Here is a 17323-nt window from a genome sequence, read left to right as displayed (position 1 = left end):
TTTTACCCGATATAATTAGACTAGAATTGTTTCTTTAACAACTCCATTGATAACATAAGAAGGTGCTTCGCCGTTTAATACCTTAACAATGTTTCCCGCTGCCATATTCGCCATGGCATCTCGTGCTTCAAAGGTAGCATTACCGATGTGAGGAGTTAATACAACGTTTTTCAGATTTTTCAATCCCTCACTAATTTCAGGTTCAAATTCAAATACGTCAATCCCTGCTCCTTCAATCTGTTTCTCTTCTAACGCTTTTATAAGTGCGGCTTCATCAACGATTGGGCCTCGTGCACAGTTAATTAAATAAGCTGTTGATTTCATCATTTCAAATTGACTTGTGCTAAACATGTGTTTCATGGTTGGATTATAGGAACAATTTATGGTAATGAAATCAGATTCAGCAACTAATTCATCAAAAGATACATATGTCGCGTTTAGTGCATTCTCAACTTGAGGACTTTTTCGACTTGGACTCGTATATAGAACCTTCATGTCAAAAGCAGCGGCTCTTTTCGCAACAGCTTGGCCAATTTGACCAAATCCGACAATCCCGATTGTTTTTCCAGATACTTCACGACCGCGAAAATAAAGAGGTGCCCATCCATTGAAGCCAACAGTACGGCATACTTCATCTCCTTCAACCACTCTTCTTGCTGATGCTAATAAAAGGGAAAACGTTAGGTCAGCGGTAGCCGCTGTCGATGCTATTGGTGTATTGGTGGTTGGTATTCCTTTGGATGCGGCATAATCAAAATCAATATTATTAAATCCCGCTCCATAGTTCGCAATGATTTTTAAATGGGGGGCTTGGTCAATTACATCCTTCGTAACAGAGGTAGATAATAAACTTAGAAGGGCATCCTTATCTTTGATGCGCTCTTTTAATTCCTCTTCAGTAATCAATTTCTCTCCTGTAAATACTTCAACCAAGTGATCCTTCGATAATAGTTCTAATCCCTTGTGGGGAATCTCACCTGCTACTAAAATTTTTGCCATTGCCTATCACCACTCCTGAGTAAAATGACTGCCTTTTCCAATAATCCAAATAACTGTATATTATTATACTACAATAAAAAGTCCTATAAAATTATTTATTTATTAAAATTCTGCTAACAAGCTATGCGATATTAAATTAACCCATCATTTTTTCTAATAGTCAACGTTTGTCCATTTCACTTCAACCCCTTCAAGCATACATTGTAATAATTAGGAAGAGGAGGTGATTTTTATGGGACATGGTGGAAGTAGCAGCAGCTTTGCGTTAATTGTTGTGTTGTTTATTTTATTGATCATTGTTGGAGCATCTTTTATGTACTAATTGCAGCTAAGCTATCCACAGAAAAGAGCGGCAAACCTATTGGTTTCACCGCTCTTTTTTATTGTTCTTTTTTGTCGCGAGAAATAATGATTAAGCAGACAGTAATAATCGTAAAGGCAATGAAAGCTAATAACGGAATGGTAACAAAGCCAAGCCAGTTAATATAATCCTTCGAGCAAGGCACTCCCGTAGTACACATTTCAAACTGCTGTAAATACGGTATTTTTTGTAATAAGGTATGGTATCCAGCGATTAGCAGACCGATGATGGATAACGGTAGCGCATATTTATAGATGCCTTTATCATTCCGGTAAACCGCCACTCCAAGGATGATGGCTAGTGGGTACATGAATATCCTTTGGTACCAACAAAGTGTACAAGGAATGTAGTGCATAACCTCACTAAAATACAGACTGCCTAGTGTGGCAATGATGGCAGCAATCCAAGAGAGAACTAAGGATTTATTCATACTTATTCACCTTTTGAGGCTTTCTCAACCATGTCTTTTAAGTCATCAATAGTTTGTCCATCAAACTTTTCTCCGTTAACGAATATCGTCGGGGTTCCTGTAACACCAAGTTTTTCAGCATAATCCATATCCTTGTTCCAAGCATTATCGGATTTCTTAGCTTGGAAGTTTTTCACAACCTTATCGACGTCACTACCGCTAGCAACTTCCTTCAATGTATCTACTAGGAAGTCCTCAGTAAACAAATCGATTTTTTCATACTTAGTGTCTTCAGGCTGTTTTTCGAATAAAAGATCATGGAATTTCCAAAACGTTTCATTTCCAAGCTCTTGGAGTACTGATTCCGCAAATTTCGCAGATCGAGTCGAGTCCACGTTAATAAACGAATCATTCATAAAGTAAAATTTTGCTTTGCCAGTATCCACAAGTTCCTGCTGGATAATTGGTACGACATCCTTGGCGAAGTTTTTGCAATTTGGGCATTTATAATCACCGAATTCAATGATCGAGACGGGTGCAGATTTCTCTCCAAGGAATGGCTGATTGCTATAATCTATTTTTGTAGTAGTGGTTTTATCCTGTTGTTTGGAGTGATTGCCTAAAAAAATGAATCCTAAAATAAAAACTGCAACCAATCCAATCATCCAAAAAGTAAAGGTAGATGATGATTTTGCTTCTTTTTTCTTATTTTTATTATTATTTGCCATAATAGTCTCCTTTAAGTGAATTAATGCTAATTAATAAATTTAGTTAATGATTTTGTTGTTAATTGATATATTAAATTTTACTAAACTTATTCTGTAATGCAAATAGAAAGTCTTTTGACTTCTTAATGCCGATTAAATTTGAGTAGTTAAGGACATTGTTTCAATTAAAAAAATACTTATATTTAACGATTTAGAAAAACAAAAACATTCGTCAATAGAATGTGACGAATGCTAATTCTTTCAAAAAGTTACTATTAAATTATATATTTTTCTTCTATTAATTAATTTCCATAATTTTATTATTATTGATTGCAAATTGTTCATTTTTATGAAAAACACGATTACATAGAGAAAAATTAATGTATGCACCAACACTAAAAATGATTAAAGACGTTGCTGGCACATATATTATGATAACAGTAAGTAAAGCTAGAAAACCAAGAATGAGTATTGTAGACGGGAAATTTACTATAGCCAAAAGAAATGAATTTTTAATAGCACCTTTCCAAGTGGCGTTATAATGAGTCATTAATGGAAACAAAAAAGTAGAAATAATTAAAAACACAACACTTATTATTATAAGTGGTATTATCATCAGAAACTTTAACCCAGATTGATCTTGATTTAGGTAGAAATAGTTAAAATAAAGTAATACCGCTAGCAACATCCAAATGATTCCTATTAAAAAACTCTGTTTAAAATTCTCTTTAAAATATCGAAAGTAGTTTCTAACCACACTCGTATCTTGATTTAATTTCCATTGTCTTACAACGCTATACATCGCAGAAGTAGCTGGTGCAATCGTTACGATTGGAAGGCAAGAGATAATCCAAAAAAGATTAAGGATAAAAAGATTAGAAAGTCTATCAACTACTGCGTAAAATCTACTATCTAAAATGTTCATTTTTTCACCAAATTTCTGAAAGTTATAATATAAAGTCCCTAAGATTTTGTGAAATTTGTTATAAAATGATTTTCTTCATTTTTTTTCCGCTCTCAATCGCTCCAAATACCATTGACATACTTTTAATATTGTCACGGCAATCCGTTTCAGCCATGCGATTCTCCTCAAGGGATGAAAACATTTCATCAAAACAACCCCAGTGACCTTCTTGGCCTTCCCATTTAAATGGGACTTCGATCGATTTAACCTTACTTATGAAATCTTTTGGTTGGGATTCATCGATTACTTCGCAGATTGGTAGATTTATTCCACCCCAACGAATACTACCTTTACTCCCTGTTACTCTCCAATCTGCTTCCCATGAGGTATTTAACCCTTCTGCGCACCACGATCCCCGATAAGTGAAAACGATACCATTACTCATTTCAAATATACACATAGCAGACGCATTTCCTTTATACCAAGAGCCAGGTGGATTATATTCATGACAATAGACAGATACAGGGTCTGATCCAATAATTAAGCGTGCTTGGTCGAATGTGTGGATGGCCATATCCAATATTAATGGGTTATCCATCACATCACGGAACCCCCAAAAATGAGGGCCCAGGAAAAAGTCTGCATGAACAGAACCTACTGTTCCTATTGCATTGTTTGCTAATAAATTTTGTAATGCCCGAATCTTTTTTAAGTATCTACGATTTTGCATAACGGTATAATTCTTGCCATAGTATTGAGCATACTGTAACACATCTCTTGCATCTTCCATGGATTCTGCCATTGGTTTTTCACCGAAAACATGACAACCAGCTTTGATTGCAGTCGTAACAATCTCTTTATGTGCTGATGGAATTGTCACATCAAACACTAGATTGGCTTTGGTTTCAAAAATAGCTTGTGATAAATCATTATATGCTGGGACTCTTAGGCCCTTTCGTTTTGCCATCGCTTTGGCTGCATCAATATTCACATCGACAAACCCGACAATTTCTGTATTAGCACGCTTACTTGCATAATCTATCCACGTATTCGACATTTCTCCACAACCTGCCACAACAATGCGATGTTTCATCATCATCATTCACCTTCTTATGGATTATTAGAATAAGAGTATTACTTTTTATTCTGGATTAGTTAAGTCGATTCTCCCACAATAATCCTATAGTCAATCGATGGGGTTATTTCGCTAAAAAATTCCCCATCTTCTATTTTATGAACTAGTCTTTCCACGGCCATAAATCCAATCTTTTCAACTGGATATTCAACTGTTGTTAATTTAGGAGTAACGTATTTTAGTACATCAATATTATCAAAACCCATCAGTCCGACCTCCTCTGGGATTTTTATATCCTTATACTTTAAATAGTTCATGACTTCAAGTGCGTACAAATCACAGGAACAGACGATGGCTGTCTTATTATTTTTCTCAAACGTTACTTCTTCCAGCTCACTTAAATAACCATTATGTTTTATAATTAATGGAACTTCATTGATGCCTTTTATTGATAATCCATCTAAAAATCCTTTTAATCTTTCTTCTTGTGTATAAATATTTGTTTTTCCTTGGTACGTCAATGGAGGGCAAATGTAGATGAATTTCTTATATCCTTTATCAACAATGTGACCCACTCCATCTATCATTGCTTCTTTTTCTTTAATTCCAACATAATCCCAGTTTTCTGACAAATAATTAAAGATAGTGATAACTGGTATGGAAAACCCTTGTAAATAGTCCTCAAACTCTTTACCTTGATTGACTGTAAATAGGATAATTCCATCCACTTTATGATTTGCTAAGTACTCAATACATAGCTTTTCGTTTTCTGGATCTTTATCTGATAATGCAATATAAATAAAGTACCCATTCTCTCTTGCCTTATATTCCACTGCATTTAACAATTGTGCAAAAGATCGGTTATATAAATCAAATAAAACAATACCTAAAGTCATCGTTTTACCTTTTACAAGACTCCTGGCTGTAAAATCGGGACGGTAGTTTAACTCGCGAGCTGCTTCTAAAACAAGCTTCTTTGTCTTTTCTTTTATTCCTGGACGATTATTTAATGCTCTATCCACCGTACCCGATGAAACACCACAATATTTCGCTAAATCCTTTATCGTAACCCGCATAGTGAGTGCCTCCACTATTTCACAACATGATATTTCTGAAAGCTTAAGACCTCATTTACTTAAGGAATTTATTACTCTTACCTCATACACACCGCCTGCTGCCTTACCTTCGCCAGACTGAAATTTCACTTCAACCTGTTGTTTCCCTTCAGTTACTGTTAACGGAATCTCATAATAAATATTAAAAAGACCGTCAGAATGATTTCCCTCAAGTTTTTGAGTGGCAACCAGTTGTCCATCAATCACAATTTCAAAGTCGCGTTCATATTTTTTTCCATCTGCAAAAAGTGTCTTATCCCCGCCAAAATAAGTTACTTGTAAGTACATTTTCTTATCAGGCTCCACTAACATTTCAAAACTGAAAAAGCCTTCCCCGCGACTATCACGCCACGATTTTTCCACCACATTAAAATAACCTGTTTGAGAGTTCTTGCTATTAACTCTGTGCTCTATCTCAGGCTGCTGTTCACCTGGTTGTACAACGTCAACGGTGATAACTCTTAACTTTTCAAGCTCCTCTTTCTCTTTATCTACAAACGTTTTGTAGGCCTCTTCATCCATCAGATTCCAATATAATGTATAGCGCTGGTGATGCAAGTTGTAAAATGGAACGAGGGTAATTTTTTGATTGCCAGGCTGCCCAACTTTGTCTGTTTCAAATGTCAATGGAAAGCCTTCAACAGGTTTAATCCATTGATTAAGTTCTACTTTGTCAGCTACAAAGCTAGGAACATCAATAAGTGGATAATTGTTTAATTTTAAATGATCTTCGAGAATATCACTTTCCGGAAAATTCTCCTTACCAAGTGCTCCTGCCAAAACAACAGGTCCATACATAAAGCCAACTTTTCTAGGATTATCTTTAGCTGTATAGGTATGGAGATCCATGGGAAGGGTAAATTCTATTGTATCCCCGCCGCTCCAGTTCCTGCCGATAGTTACATAACCATTTTCTGAAACCGAATTGGTTTTTACACCATTTACAAAAACAGTTAGAGCTCCAAAAACCCAATATGGTACACGGATATGTACGTTTAAGAATTCAGCTGCTGCTTCTTCAAAGTATAATCTGACTTTATTAGACCTTGGAAAATCGGTTTCTTGCCTTAGCTTTATTTTCTTTTCATCCATGATTAATTCAGAAGCAATAAATAAATTAACAAACAAATCTTCCTGTTCTTGATAATAAATGTTTCTTGTATATCGGGCAGGATTCTCCATCCCAGTCCCCGTACAGCACCAGAAAGAATTGTCCGGTGAACAGTAGATTTTAAAGTGCCCTGGCTGCGTCGAAACAAAATATGTTTTCATGCCTGAATCTGGATCCTGTGATGCTAGAATATGATTGTAGAGTACTCTTTCATAGTAATCTATATATTCAGCCTTATGATTCCATTGGAACAAATGCTCAGTCAGCTTCAGCATATTATATGTATTACAAGTCTCCGCGGTTGTGATACCTAATGTTTCTTTATTTACTGGTCCAAAATGTTCTCCTATACTATTTCCGCCAATAATATAGGAACGGTTTTTCGTTACTTCATTCCAGAAGAAAACCGCCATATTCTTGTAATCCTCATTCCCAGTAATCTCATATAGCTTAGCTGCCCCGATGACCTTCGGTATCTGTGTATTCGCATGTTTTCCCTCAAGTTCGTCGATCTCTTTAGAAAGAGGATCGAGTATGGCATGATGGCAAAATCTGATGGCCAGCTTCAAATAATCTTCATTATTTGTAATGGTATATAGATCGGCCATTGCCTCGTTCATTCCGCCATGTTCACAAATCAGCATTCTTTGAAACTGCTCATCATTCAGATTGTCTGTTCCTTTTTTTGCCCAGTCAGAAAGTTTTGTGACAACCTCTAATGCTTTATTGTTTCCAGTAAGGGAATAGACATCAATAAGACCTGCAAAAATTTTATGAATACTGTACCAAGGAACCCATCCGCCTGCGAGACTGAAATTTTCAACCTCGAAATCTCCTGTAAAAACCTTGTCAAAATATGTACGAGGGAAGCCGCTGACATAGCCATCCTCATCGAAGCTTTGGACAAGAGCTAGTTCGTTAACAGCATATTCAATTTTATTCAGTAATTCTTCATCTTTCGTAACCGTATACATAGCAGAAGCAGCTGAAAGCCAATGACCAATCGAATGTCCACTGATGGGAGTTGATTCCCACCCGCCGTACCGAACTTTCTTTGGTGTTTGCGAAACTGCTTCATAACATGGTGCAATAAGTCTATCAATATCTAAATAAATCAAATATTCTTTTCCCTTTTCTTGCGATTCTTTAAAAATACCATCTAATAACGTAACGTTTTCCATTACGTCCCCTCCTTCTGTTTAGATTTCTATAGCTATCGATTTAATTGAATCGATAGCTAAACATACCGGATCAGGAATATACATTTCTTGGATCATCCCTTTACAGACCCGATCATAACGCCCTTTTCAAAGTATTTTTGGATAAATGGATAAACAATTAAAATTGGCAGAGTAGATACAATGATAACCCCGTACTTGATTTGATCTGCGTATTTTTGTGCGTAACCCCCGGATGCCCCTCCAGAACCTGCTCCTTCAGCAAATACTTGATTGGAAAGAAGAATGTCTCTTAAAACGATTTGCAGAGGTTGTAAACTATAGTCGCGAATGTAAATTAAACCTGTGAAGAAGTCGTTCCAGTGCCCTACCAAGTAATAGAGCCCTACAACTGATATAACCGCTTTTGAAAGTGGCAGCACCACTTTCCCAAAAAATTGAAAATGTGTGCAGCCATCCATTTGTGCTGCCTCAAACAATTCTTTAGGTATAGAGCTTTCAAAAAATGTCCGTGTAATAATGAGGTTAAATACATTGACAGAAAAAGGAATGATGAAAACCCACATATTATTTGTGAGATTTAAATCTTTCATTAATAGATAAGTTGGAATTAAACCTCCGTTAAAAAACATGGTAAAGACAAATACAAACATTAATAATCGTCTTGCTTTAAACTCATATCTTGATAGAACATAGGCTGCCGGCAGGGTAAGCAGTAAATTGATAAACGTACCTAAAAGTGTGTATATAATAGTATTTTTGTAACCCACCCAAATTCTTGTATCCTTAAAAATTTCCGTATATCCGAATAGGCTGAACCCTTTTGGATATAGTAGAACTTTCCCAGTAGACACCAGAGTGGAGTCACTGACAGATGCAATAATGACAAAGTACAAAGGATAGGCAACAATTAAAAAGATAAACAGACAAAATACAAAAATAATAAAATCGAAAATTAAATCTGAAGTAGTTTTTCCTTTCCGATTAAAAAGCACCATGACTTTACCTCCTTGCATGGTTGAGATTCATCCTAGCAAAACCCTTATTTTTATATATTTACCATAAACTAATATTTGAAAATCTCTTCGCAATAAAATTCATAGCTAATAAGAAAATAAAATTGATGAGTGTATTAAATAAACCAATGGCAGCAGAGTAGCTAAATTGACTTGAAATAATACCGATCTTATATACATATGTGGCAATAACCTCAGAAACCGGAAGATTCAATGGGTTTTGCATTAAGAATATTTTTTCAAATCCTGTATTTAAGATATTTCCCATACTAAGAATAAAGAGGATAATCATCGTAGGAACGATGGCTGGTAAATCAACATAACGAATCGTTTGCCATCTGCTTGCGCCATCGATTTTTGCAGAATCATATAATTGCGGATCTACGCTTGCCAGCGCCGCTAAATAAATGATGCTATTCCATCCGGCATGCTGCCATATATCAGAAAGAACATATACTGGGACAAAGGTTTTTTCGGAAGCCAACAGGTTGATGTCCCCGAGCCCTAGCAATTTCATGACATGGCCGACAATTCCTGTTTCTGGTGATAATAAGACATTTAACAAACCAACCATAACAACCATGGAGATAAAGTGTGGCAAGTAAACAGTTGTTTGTAACGTTTTTTTCCATCTTTTACCAAAAACTTGATTGATTATCAGCGCCATAATAATCGGTGCCGGAAATCCTAGTATAATCGTTGTTAAACTGATGGTGACTGTATTGGTCATTAAATCTTTGAACATATAGTTAGTAACAAATTTTTCAAAATACTTGATCCCAACCCATTCTCCCCCGGTAAGCCCCTTGGTAAAATCAAATTCGCGGAAAGCCAACTGGATGCCATACATCGGTATGTAGTTGAAAATAACAATAACAACAATAGCAGGCAAGATCATGAGCCACAATTGATAGTCACGTTTAAAGGTGTTTAATATTGTTGCTTTCTTTACTGTTTTGGCACCAGGTGTACTTGATAAATTTCTGTTTAATTTATTGGTTTCCGTGTTTATAAAGGCCACAAAAAGTACCTCCTTTATTTTAAGAAGATGCTATACCACTTCAAGATGGTATAGCATCCTCCAGAATGATATGTTATTTCTGATTTTTCTTGTAATCGTCATAATACTTTTGCATAACCTTTAGGTTTTCAGGCAGGCCGGTTTTCTCGGCATTTTTCACATAGGCATTCCATACTTTGTCAATGCCGCCTTTTGTGATCCACTGCGAGTATTTTGGCATCGCCAAATTCATAAGGTTTGTATCGTTTAAGCTTAATTTCGAATTGTCCTCTTTGCTGTATTTAATAAACATACCAGGGTAAACGTCTTTATCCTCATCTACAGCATTTAGTGCACCCATTAGCGGTTCGGTTTGCTTGCCAACTGATTGCATATCCGTACCAAGCTCAAGCTTTAAATCATCAGCAATATACATAGGTCCGTTATCGGCCCAAGTAGAAGTCCATTTCCATGTGCCTGGGTCCATTTTCGCATCCGCCGGAGGCAATACCTTGTAGCTGCCGTCTCCGTTATCCGCGATATTGGTACCCATTGAACCAAACAGTACTTGCATACTGACTTTTGGATCGTACAATTCATTGATAAATTTCATGGCAGCTTCTTTGTTTTTACTTTGAGCTGACAATGTAATCATATTGGCACCATAGTTTAGTGCGTTATAATCGTAGGTCCAGGATAATTTTGTGGTTGAGTCAGCTGACTGCTTTAATGGAGCCAACGTTGTATATTGCGGAGCCAGTGTGTTTCCGAATCTGTCTGTTACTTCCCAGCCATACGTATAACCAACCTTTGCAACATCACCATTTCCGCGGGCAACAGATTGGTATTTTGTGTAATCCTGAGTAAATACTTCTTTGCTGATTAACCCGGCTTTATAGCACTTATTCAAGAATTTAATAAATTCTTTATAACGATCGTCTGTTAAGAAGTTTTTCACTTTCCCATCTTCAACAAAATAGCCTTGGCCGCTGCCTTCAGCTAAAGTAATCCCAGTGCTTCCCAAAAGAACTGTCGGATGGAAGAAACCAAAGCCTCCTGTTCCAGTTGGAGCAAAGTCCATCGGAATTTCATCATTAGGATCGCCGTTGCCGTTAGCATCCTTTTCTTTAAAAGCTACTAAAACATCATACAATTCATCCCAATTCGTCGGCGCTTTTAACCCTAGATTGTCTAACCATTTTTGGTTGATAAATTGTCTTGTTGCTGTCGCCGGCCAAAACCGTTGATATTTAGGCAGTCCGTAGATTTTTCCGTCAAGCTGTGTGGCAATTCCCTTTGTTTCCGGTTTTGATTCAAACATCTTTTTTACATTTGGCAATTTGTTGTCAATATCGTCAGATAAATCTTCAAACAAACCTTGGTATTGTACCTGATCTGCATCTGTAATAGCGTTTGGTCCAATAATTAAATCTGGAACATCACCGCTGGCAAGCATTGCACCCTTTTTCTGATCCCAGTCCGCAGTAACCTCTTGCCATTTAATTGTTACGCCTGCACGTTTTTCTACTTCTTTTAACCATTCCATTTTTGAAAGATCTTGTGTTAACGGATGTTTTGTAATAAGGGCAGTTATTTGTGCCTTGCCATCCTTTGTCTTGCCGCCACTTGCCGCATTTTCTTCGTTAGATGCCTTATCGTTAGAACAAGCAGCTAATATTGAGGCAGATAAAGATAGTGCCAGTAAACTCCTTAAAACCTTTTTCTTTTTCATCTGATTTCCCTCATTTTTACAATTTTTGAAAAAACATTTCCTTCAGAAGAAAAACACAATCTTTCTCTGTTCACCCCTTTTAAGAAATGGAAGTATATGTAACGTGAACGTACACAAAAAGAAAAAGATAACGTTCACGAGATACAACGAAAGTAAGTTATTTATTTTTGATACAGGCCAGGTAAAAAAAAAAGTTCGTGTACGTTAACAAAAAAACAGGTGAAGTTCTTCAGTCAGATTGACTATTATCTAGAAGATCTTATCTAATAGGTAAAATTGACAGATTCTTGAGGTGTTAATTTAGTTAATAAAAATATTAATCTATTAACTAAATGTTTTGAGGATATTTAAATGATAACGCTTACTTATATTTCGGTCAATTACTTTTTTATTTATTAATTAACAATAATATTAACCTTAAGTAACAATCGAAAAGATTACTAAGGTTGTTGAGGTAAATAAAATGACAATCTCTCCATTTATCGGAACAGTTTTTTAACATCTTTCAATTCATCAGCTAAGAGGCCCTCCATATACGTCCTTAGATGGAGGGCCTTTTTTTATATTCGCTCCTCTATAAATGCGGCCAGCCGTCTCCGTCCCAATACAAAGGTCTTATTTGCAAAGTAGGTTTCCCTTTTTTCAAGGCATCGTAGGCATGATTAACGAGGATGCTCGAATTACCGGAAAAGAAAACGGCACAATGCCCCGGTCCAATCCAGCGTTCATCTCCTGCATCAATCAACGTACCGCCTCCTTCCATCATTGAAACCCCATTCTTATCCATATAAGGCCCGCTTATCTCTTTTGCCCGGCCCACGACAATCTTATAGGTGCTTTCAATGCCGCGGCAGCAAAAATCAAACGATACAAACTGGTAATAATACCCGTCTCGATATACAATAAAAGGCGCTTCAATTGTATTTGGTTCTTCGTTCCGTGTTGAGATGGAAATCAGTTCAGCTCCCGGAGCAGGCTTCATAGTTGCCGGATCTAATTGGATCAGCTTCATCCCCGACCAAAAGGAACCGAAATTTAACCAAGGCTGGCCTTCTTGATCAAAAATTAAATTAGGATCGATCGCATTGTAGTTATCTGCTGCAGTCGAGTGGATAACATACCCCAAGTCCTTCCATTCATAATCGGGATTTTCCGGATCAAGGGTGGTATTGGTCGTTAACCCTATAGCCGAGGTGTTCTTCCCGAAGGTTGAGACAGAATAATATAAAGAATAAACTCCATTATGAAAATAGATGTCTGGAGCCCATAAACTATCTTCCTCTTTCTCAGGAACATACTCCTTACTCCATTCCGGTAACGATGGAAATATTTGTCCTGCCTGCTTCCAAGTGACCCCATCTTCAGATGTTTTCATTTGAACGCCGTTTCCCGTATGAAAAACGTACCAGAGGTTTCCCTCCTTTGCGATTACCGGATCATGGGCCCATAAATCCCCCTTCAAATTCCATTCCATATCGTAAAAGTTAACTCCGCCAAAGTTATTCGAGTTACTCATCTTGTTCACCAATCCTTTTTAATAGTTTAAGTCATGATTTCCTCAAATTCTATCAAATATTAATAATTAGATTAATACATTAATAATAATATTAACAAAATAACAAAACAAAAACGAAGACTATCTTTCAAAATTCATTAAACATTATGTCTTTCAGTAAATAACAAGACTATATACCCATGAGTATTTAATTCACTCATAGTATTATTAATCCATTAATATTTATATTAATTATTTTAGTTCATAAGCGTTTTATTGATGGTAAGAAAATCTAACTATAGGAGGGATTTCTAGTTTTAGCAGATTGGATGTATTTTCATATGGATTTGAAAAAAGAGAGGAGAACAACCTAATGAGGAAATGTTTGATACGAAGTTTTTCACTTGTTTTGCTAATGCTTATCTTAATTATCCCAACTACTGCACTTGGTACAGAAAATCCTATTAGTCCGCCAAGCGAAAATAATAATAAGCCACACCTTGACCATCAAGGTGAAACGCCTGATTTTCAAAATGTATCTGTTCACGACCCTTCTATTGTAAAAGATGGTGACACTTTTTACGTATTCGGCTCTCATATTGAAGCTGCTAAATCAACTGATTTAATCAATTGGCAAACATTTACCAATGGCTATACAACGCCTGGGAATAAGATATACGATGATTTATCTAAAAATATAGCTGGTTCTTTTAAATGGGCCGGTGAAAATGATTCGGACAGCAAGGGCGGTTTTGCCGTTTGGGCTCCGGACGTTTTCTATAATAAAGACTATGTTAATGAGGATGGAACAAAGGGTGCCTATATGATTTATTATAGTGCATCATCTACTTATATCCGTTCTGCTATTGGCTATGCTGTATCGCAAAATGTTGAAGGTCCATATAAGTATGTGGATACTATCGTTTATTCTGGTTTTACTAGAGATGAAGCTTACGATGCAAATAGCACTGTAAATAAGAAATGGGATAATACTAATATTAAAAATCTTATTGATGAAGGTAAATTAGAAGGTCCAAGGTCTGGCTGGTTTAATGGTAATGGTTCTTTTAATAATAGTAACTTTCCCAATGCAATCGATTCTACTGTGTTTTATGATAAGGATGGCAAGCTGTGGATGACCTATGGTTCTTGGTCCGGAGGAATTTATGTACTTGAGATTGATAAGGCCACTGGTAAAGCGATCTATCCTGGTAAAGACGGGAAAACATCTGACGGAAGACTAATTGACCGTTATTTTGGAACCAAAATAGCCGGCGGTTATTATAAATCTGGCGAAGGCCCTTACGTTATCTATGATAAAAATACTGGCTACTATTATTTATATGTAACATATGGCTGGTTAGGCGCTGACGGCGGTTATAACATGAGACAGTTCCGCTCAACTAGCCCTGATGGTCCTTATGTAGATGCTGCAGGACAAAATGCTGTTCTTCCAGGCGATGTTCAAAATACTCCATACGGAAATAAGATCATGGGTAACTTCTTGTTCGAAAGAAAAGTAGGAGATCCTGGAACAGGAATTGGAGTAGGTTATCTTTCCCCAGGACATAATTCAGTTTACTTGGATTCTAAGTCTGGGCAGCAATTTTTAGTTTTCCATAGCCGCTTCCCACAAAAAGGTGAGTATCACGAAGTGCGCGTTCACCAAATGTTTATGAACAAAGATGGCTGGCCTGTGGTTGCTCCTTACCGCTATGCAGGTGAAACACTTGATAAGGTGAACAGACAAGACCTAATTGGTGAATATAAATTTATTAACCAAGGCAAAGAATATTCTGCAGCTATTCATAAATCAGTCTTCATTCGTTTAAATAAAGATAATACGATTACTGGCGATGTGACTGGTACATGGGAAAAGGACAGCCAAAATCAAGTAATACTAGTAATAGATGGCATTACTTATAATGGGGTATTTGTCCGTCAATGGGATCCAACTTCAGAACGCTATGTGATGACATTTACTGCCTTATCAAATGAAGGTGTATCTATTTGGGGAAGTAAATTGACAGATAAAACCGATGAAGAAGTCGTAGCAGCTGTTGTCAATGATTTGAAACTTGGTGATACAACAAAAGTCATTTCCAATTTGGCACTTCCTACTGAGGGAACTCGACATACAACGATTTCATGGTCATCATCAGACGAATCAGTTGTTTCTAACACTGGAAAAATCAATCGCCCAGAAGCTGGTTCAGAAGCTTTGACTGCAACCCTCACTGCAACAATTACGAAAGATATTGTCACAGCATCCAAAACCTTTGAAATTACTGTGTTACCATGGACAAACGCTGTGTTAACAGCATATTATGGATTTGATAATAATTTAAGTGACATTAATGGAAAATTTGCTGATGGTAATTTAACCGGAAATAGAATCGATAATACAGGCGGCAGCATTACTTATGCTGCCGGAAAAAATGGCCAAGCCGCCGTATTTAACGGAGCATCTGGCGTTCGCTTACCAGACGGGCTCATAAAAAGCAACCAGTATTCTGTATCGCTTTGGTTAAAACCTGAACAATTAACCACATACACTACAACTTTCTTTGGAGCAAAAGATCCTAATAACTGGGTGAGCCTTCTTCCGCAAGGACCGGCAGCCAATAACACCATGGTCTGGTCACGCAGCGCAAGATGGTATGATGCCCCTATCGGTTCAACCATCAAAACTGGTGAATGGACACATTTGGCTTTCTCAGTTGATAATGGCACGATTAAAGTTTATGTAAATGGTGTTGAAAAGTATACAGGATCAGACTTCTCCAATATCTTTACGACTTCCGATGGCAAATTTAGCCTAGCTGTCAACTGGTGGGATACTCCATATAAGGGTTTAATGGATGACTTACGGATTTATGAAGGTGCATTAACACCGTCACAACTTGCGGAATTAGCAAAGACAAACTAATAAAATTTAATAAATCGTATGGTTGATCCATACGATTTTTTTCTTTTAAGCTTTGTTAATTATTGTTTTTGAGAGTTACGTGACCGATTACTCTGCATCAGCCACTTTCCAGTCACGTAGACCACTGATTTCCAGCAGTTTACCTAACAAAACCTTCTATTCAGCTCTAGTTAATTCTTTGTCACTGTAATAGAGCCGAAAAAGAATATCCTGATTATAATTCCCAAATCCTGCACCAAATAGTGTTACTCCACCGACATTTTCACTGTCTTCATGGACGGCAATCCGAAACGTCCATTGCTTGTCATGGATGTTTACATCGTCAAGACTCACATCTGATATCCTTATTCCATCCATATATGTTCCCTCAGAAGTAATTCTCAGGCGTTTTAGCAAGCCGTATTGATTGATCTCTGATGGCCACCAGTTAGGCGTATATTTCCCGCGGCTGTCACCAAAATCTCCCGGACTTGTCCACTTACCCAATAAAGTATTATTTAGGGAAAAATAAATATCAGATGGCCAATTGTTATTAGTAAAAGGAGCCTCTGATGATATTTCTAGTGATATTTCTAGTTCGTTAGGTTCCTGATTTCCGAGCAGAAAATTAGGTATTTTATACTCAATAAATCCTTTACTATACCACAACACTTTTGCATTCATACGGTCAGAGTGAAGAAAGTAACGAGGATCATCAAACTCTCCTATAATTTTTTCTGCGGTTGCCAAACCGCATGTAGGTTCGACATAAAAATCGGTATAATGACCCACTGACACTTCTGTTGCATGGAATTTCTTTATTTCACGCTCTTTCGAAGGGAAAACAATTTCTAACCTCTCAACATTCAGAAAACACCTTTTTTGTAGTCCACCTTTGCCGCGAATTAATTCCGAATGGATGATTTCAGCTTTTTCTAATTTATTGACATGCATGGTCATGATTGCGCTGCTAAGTTCTAGACTTTCAGCCAATTCCTTTACATTTCGCGGGTGCTCAGCCAGGAGATGAATAATTTTTATCCTTACCTTGCTGGCAAGTGCCTCAAAAACAGGCAATGAATGTTCCGAAATATCTAAATTCATTTCTACTTCTCCACCTTAAAAACCATTAATAAATATATTAACAATAATACAATACTACTATAAAGAGGCCTATACAAGACTATATGACAAACTTTCTTTCTTTTTCTAGTACAAAAAAAGCATACAGGCATCTGTATACTCTTCTCATTTTATGAATTATTAATTATTTATGATAAATAAATCTTTCACCCGGAACCATCATATGGAAC

At 36.7% G+C, this 17323-nt stretch carries 14 protein-coding genes; 2 read left to right on the top strand and 12 right to left on the bottom strand.

The features are described 5' to 3' along the window. Positions 1–15 precede the first annotated feature (15 nt). Complete coding sequence (locus tag J7E63_RS10355; RefSeq protein ID WP_215011679.1) at positions 16–999, bottom strand: 2-hydroxyacid dehydrogenase family protein; 984 nt, start codon at positions 997–999, stop codon at positions 16–18. Positions 1000–1231: 232 nt separating this feature from the next. On the opposite strand from J7E63_RS10355, the gene J7E63_RS10350 reads away from it, so the two are divergent. Continuing rightward, positions 1232–1321, top strand: a complete 90-nt coding sequence (locus J7E63_RS10350; protein ID WP_214730871.1) for a YjcZ family sporulation protein — start codon at positions 1232–1234, stop codon at positions 1319–1321. Positions 1322–1379: 58 nt separating this feature from the next. Here the strand turns inward: J7E63_RS10350 and J7E63_RS10345 are convergent, their stop codons facing one another. From J7E63_RS10345 to J7E63_RS10300, 10 genes are all read right to left on the bottom strand, one after another. After that, positions 1380–1790, bottom strand: coding sequence for a disulfide oxidoreductase (locus J7E63_RS10345; RefSeq protein WP_215011677.1), 411 nt, complete (start codon positions 1788–1790; stop codon positions 1380–1382). 2 nt (positions 1791–1792) lie between these two features. Beyond that, positions 1793–2497, bottom strand: coding sequence for a DsbA family protein (locus tag J7E63_RS10340; protein WP_215011675.1), 705 nt, complete (start codon positions 2495–2497; stop codon positions 1793–1795). Positions 2498–2774: 277 nt separating this feature from the next. Further along, positions 2775–3401 (bottom strand): YesL family protein, encoded by a 627-nt coding sequence (locus J7E63_RS10335; RefSeq protein ID WP_215011673.1) that lies wholly within the window; start codon positions 3399–3401, stop codon positions 2775–2777. A 58-nt stretch (positions 3402–3459) separates the two neighbouring features. Then, positions 3460–4476 carry a Gfo/Idh/MocA family protein gene (locus J7E63_RS10330; protein WP_215011750.1) on the bottom strand — a complete coding sequence of 339 codons (1017 nt, stop codon included), beginning with the start codon at positions 4474–4476 and terminating at the stop codon, positions 3460–3462. 59 nt (positions 4477–4535) lie between these two features. Next, positions 4536–5531 (bottom strand): LacI family DNA-binding transcriptional regulator, encoded by a 996-nt coding sequence (locus tag J7E63_RS10325; RefSeq protein WP_215011671.1) that lies wholly within the window; start codon positions 5529–5531, stop codon positions 4536–4538. Between the two features lie 51 nt (positions 5532–5582). Next, on the bottom strand, positions 5583–7862 hold the full coding sequence (locus tag J7E63_RS10320) for a glycoside hydrolase family 127 protein (protein WP_215011669.1): 2280 nt from the start codon (positions 7860–7862) through the stop codon (positions 5583–5585). 92 nt (positions 7863–7954) lie between these two features. Further along, a complete protein-coding gene (locus J7E63_RS10315) occupies positions 7955–8857 on the bottom strand; it encodes a carbohydrate ABC transporter permease (RefSeq protein WP_215011667.1) in 903 nt (300 codons plus the stop codon). A 58-nt stretch (positions 8858–8915) separates the two neighbouring features. Further along, positions 8916–9773 carry an ABC transporter permease gene (locus tag J7E63_RS10310; protein WP_215011748.1) on the bottom strand — a complete coding sequence of 286 codons (858 nt, stop codon included), beginning with the start codon at positions 9771–9773 and terminating at the stop codon, positions 8916–8918. 196 nt (positions 9774–9969) lie between these two features. Continuing rightward, entirely contained in the window at positions 9970–11607 is a 1638-nt protein-coding gene (locus J7E63_RS10305; protein ID WP_215011665.1) for an extracellular solute-binding protein, read from the bottom strand. Between the two features lie 574 nt (positions 11608–12181). Beyond that, positions 12182–13123 carry an arabinan endo-1,5-alpha-L-arabinosidase gene (locus J7E63_RS10300; protein ID WP_214730861.1) on the bottom strand — a complete coding sequence of 314 codons (942 nt, stop codon included), beginning with the start codon at positions 13121–13123 and terminating at the stop codon, positions 12182–12184. 352 nt (positions 13124–13475) lie between these two features. On the opposite strand from J7E63_RS10300, the gene J7E63_RS10295 reads away from it, so the two are divergent. Beyond that, the gene (locus J7E63_RS10295; RefSeq protein ID WP_215011663.1) at positions 13476–16031 is read left to right on the top strand and encodes a LamG-like jellyroll fold domain-containing protein; all 2556 of its coding nucleotides are present in this window, start codon (positions 13476–13478) and stop codon (positions 16029–16031) included. 156 nt (positions 16032–16187) lie between these two features. On the opposite strand, the gene J7E63_RS10290 is transcribed toward J7E63_RS10295, so the two are convergent. Next, positions 16188–17114, bottom strand: a complete 927-nt coding sequence (locus J7E63_RS10290) for an ArsR/SmtB family transcription factor (RefSeq protein WP_214716552.1) — start codon at positions 17112–17114, stop codon at positions 16188–16190. Between the last annotated feature and the right edge of the window lie 209 nt (positions 17115–17323).

Source organism: Bacillus sp. ISL-75, assembly GCF_018613095.1.
This window is presented reverse-complemented; position numbering and strand designations above follow the sequence as displayed.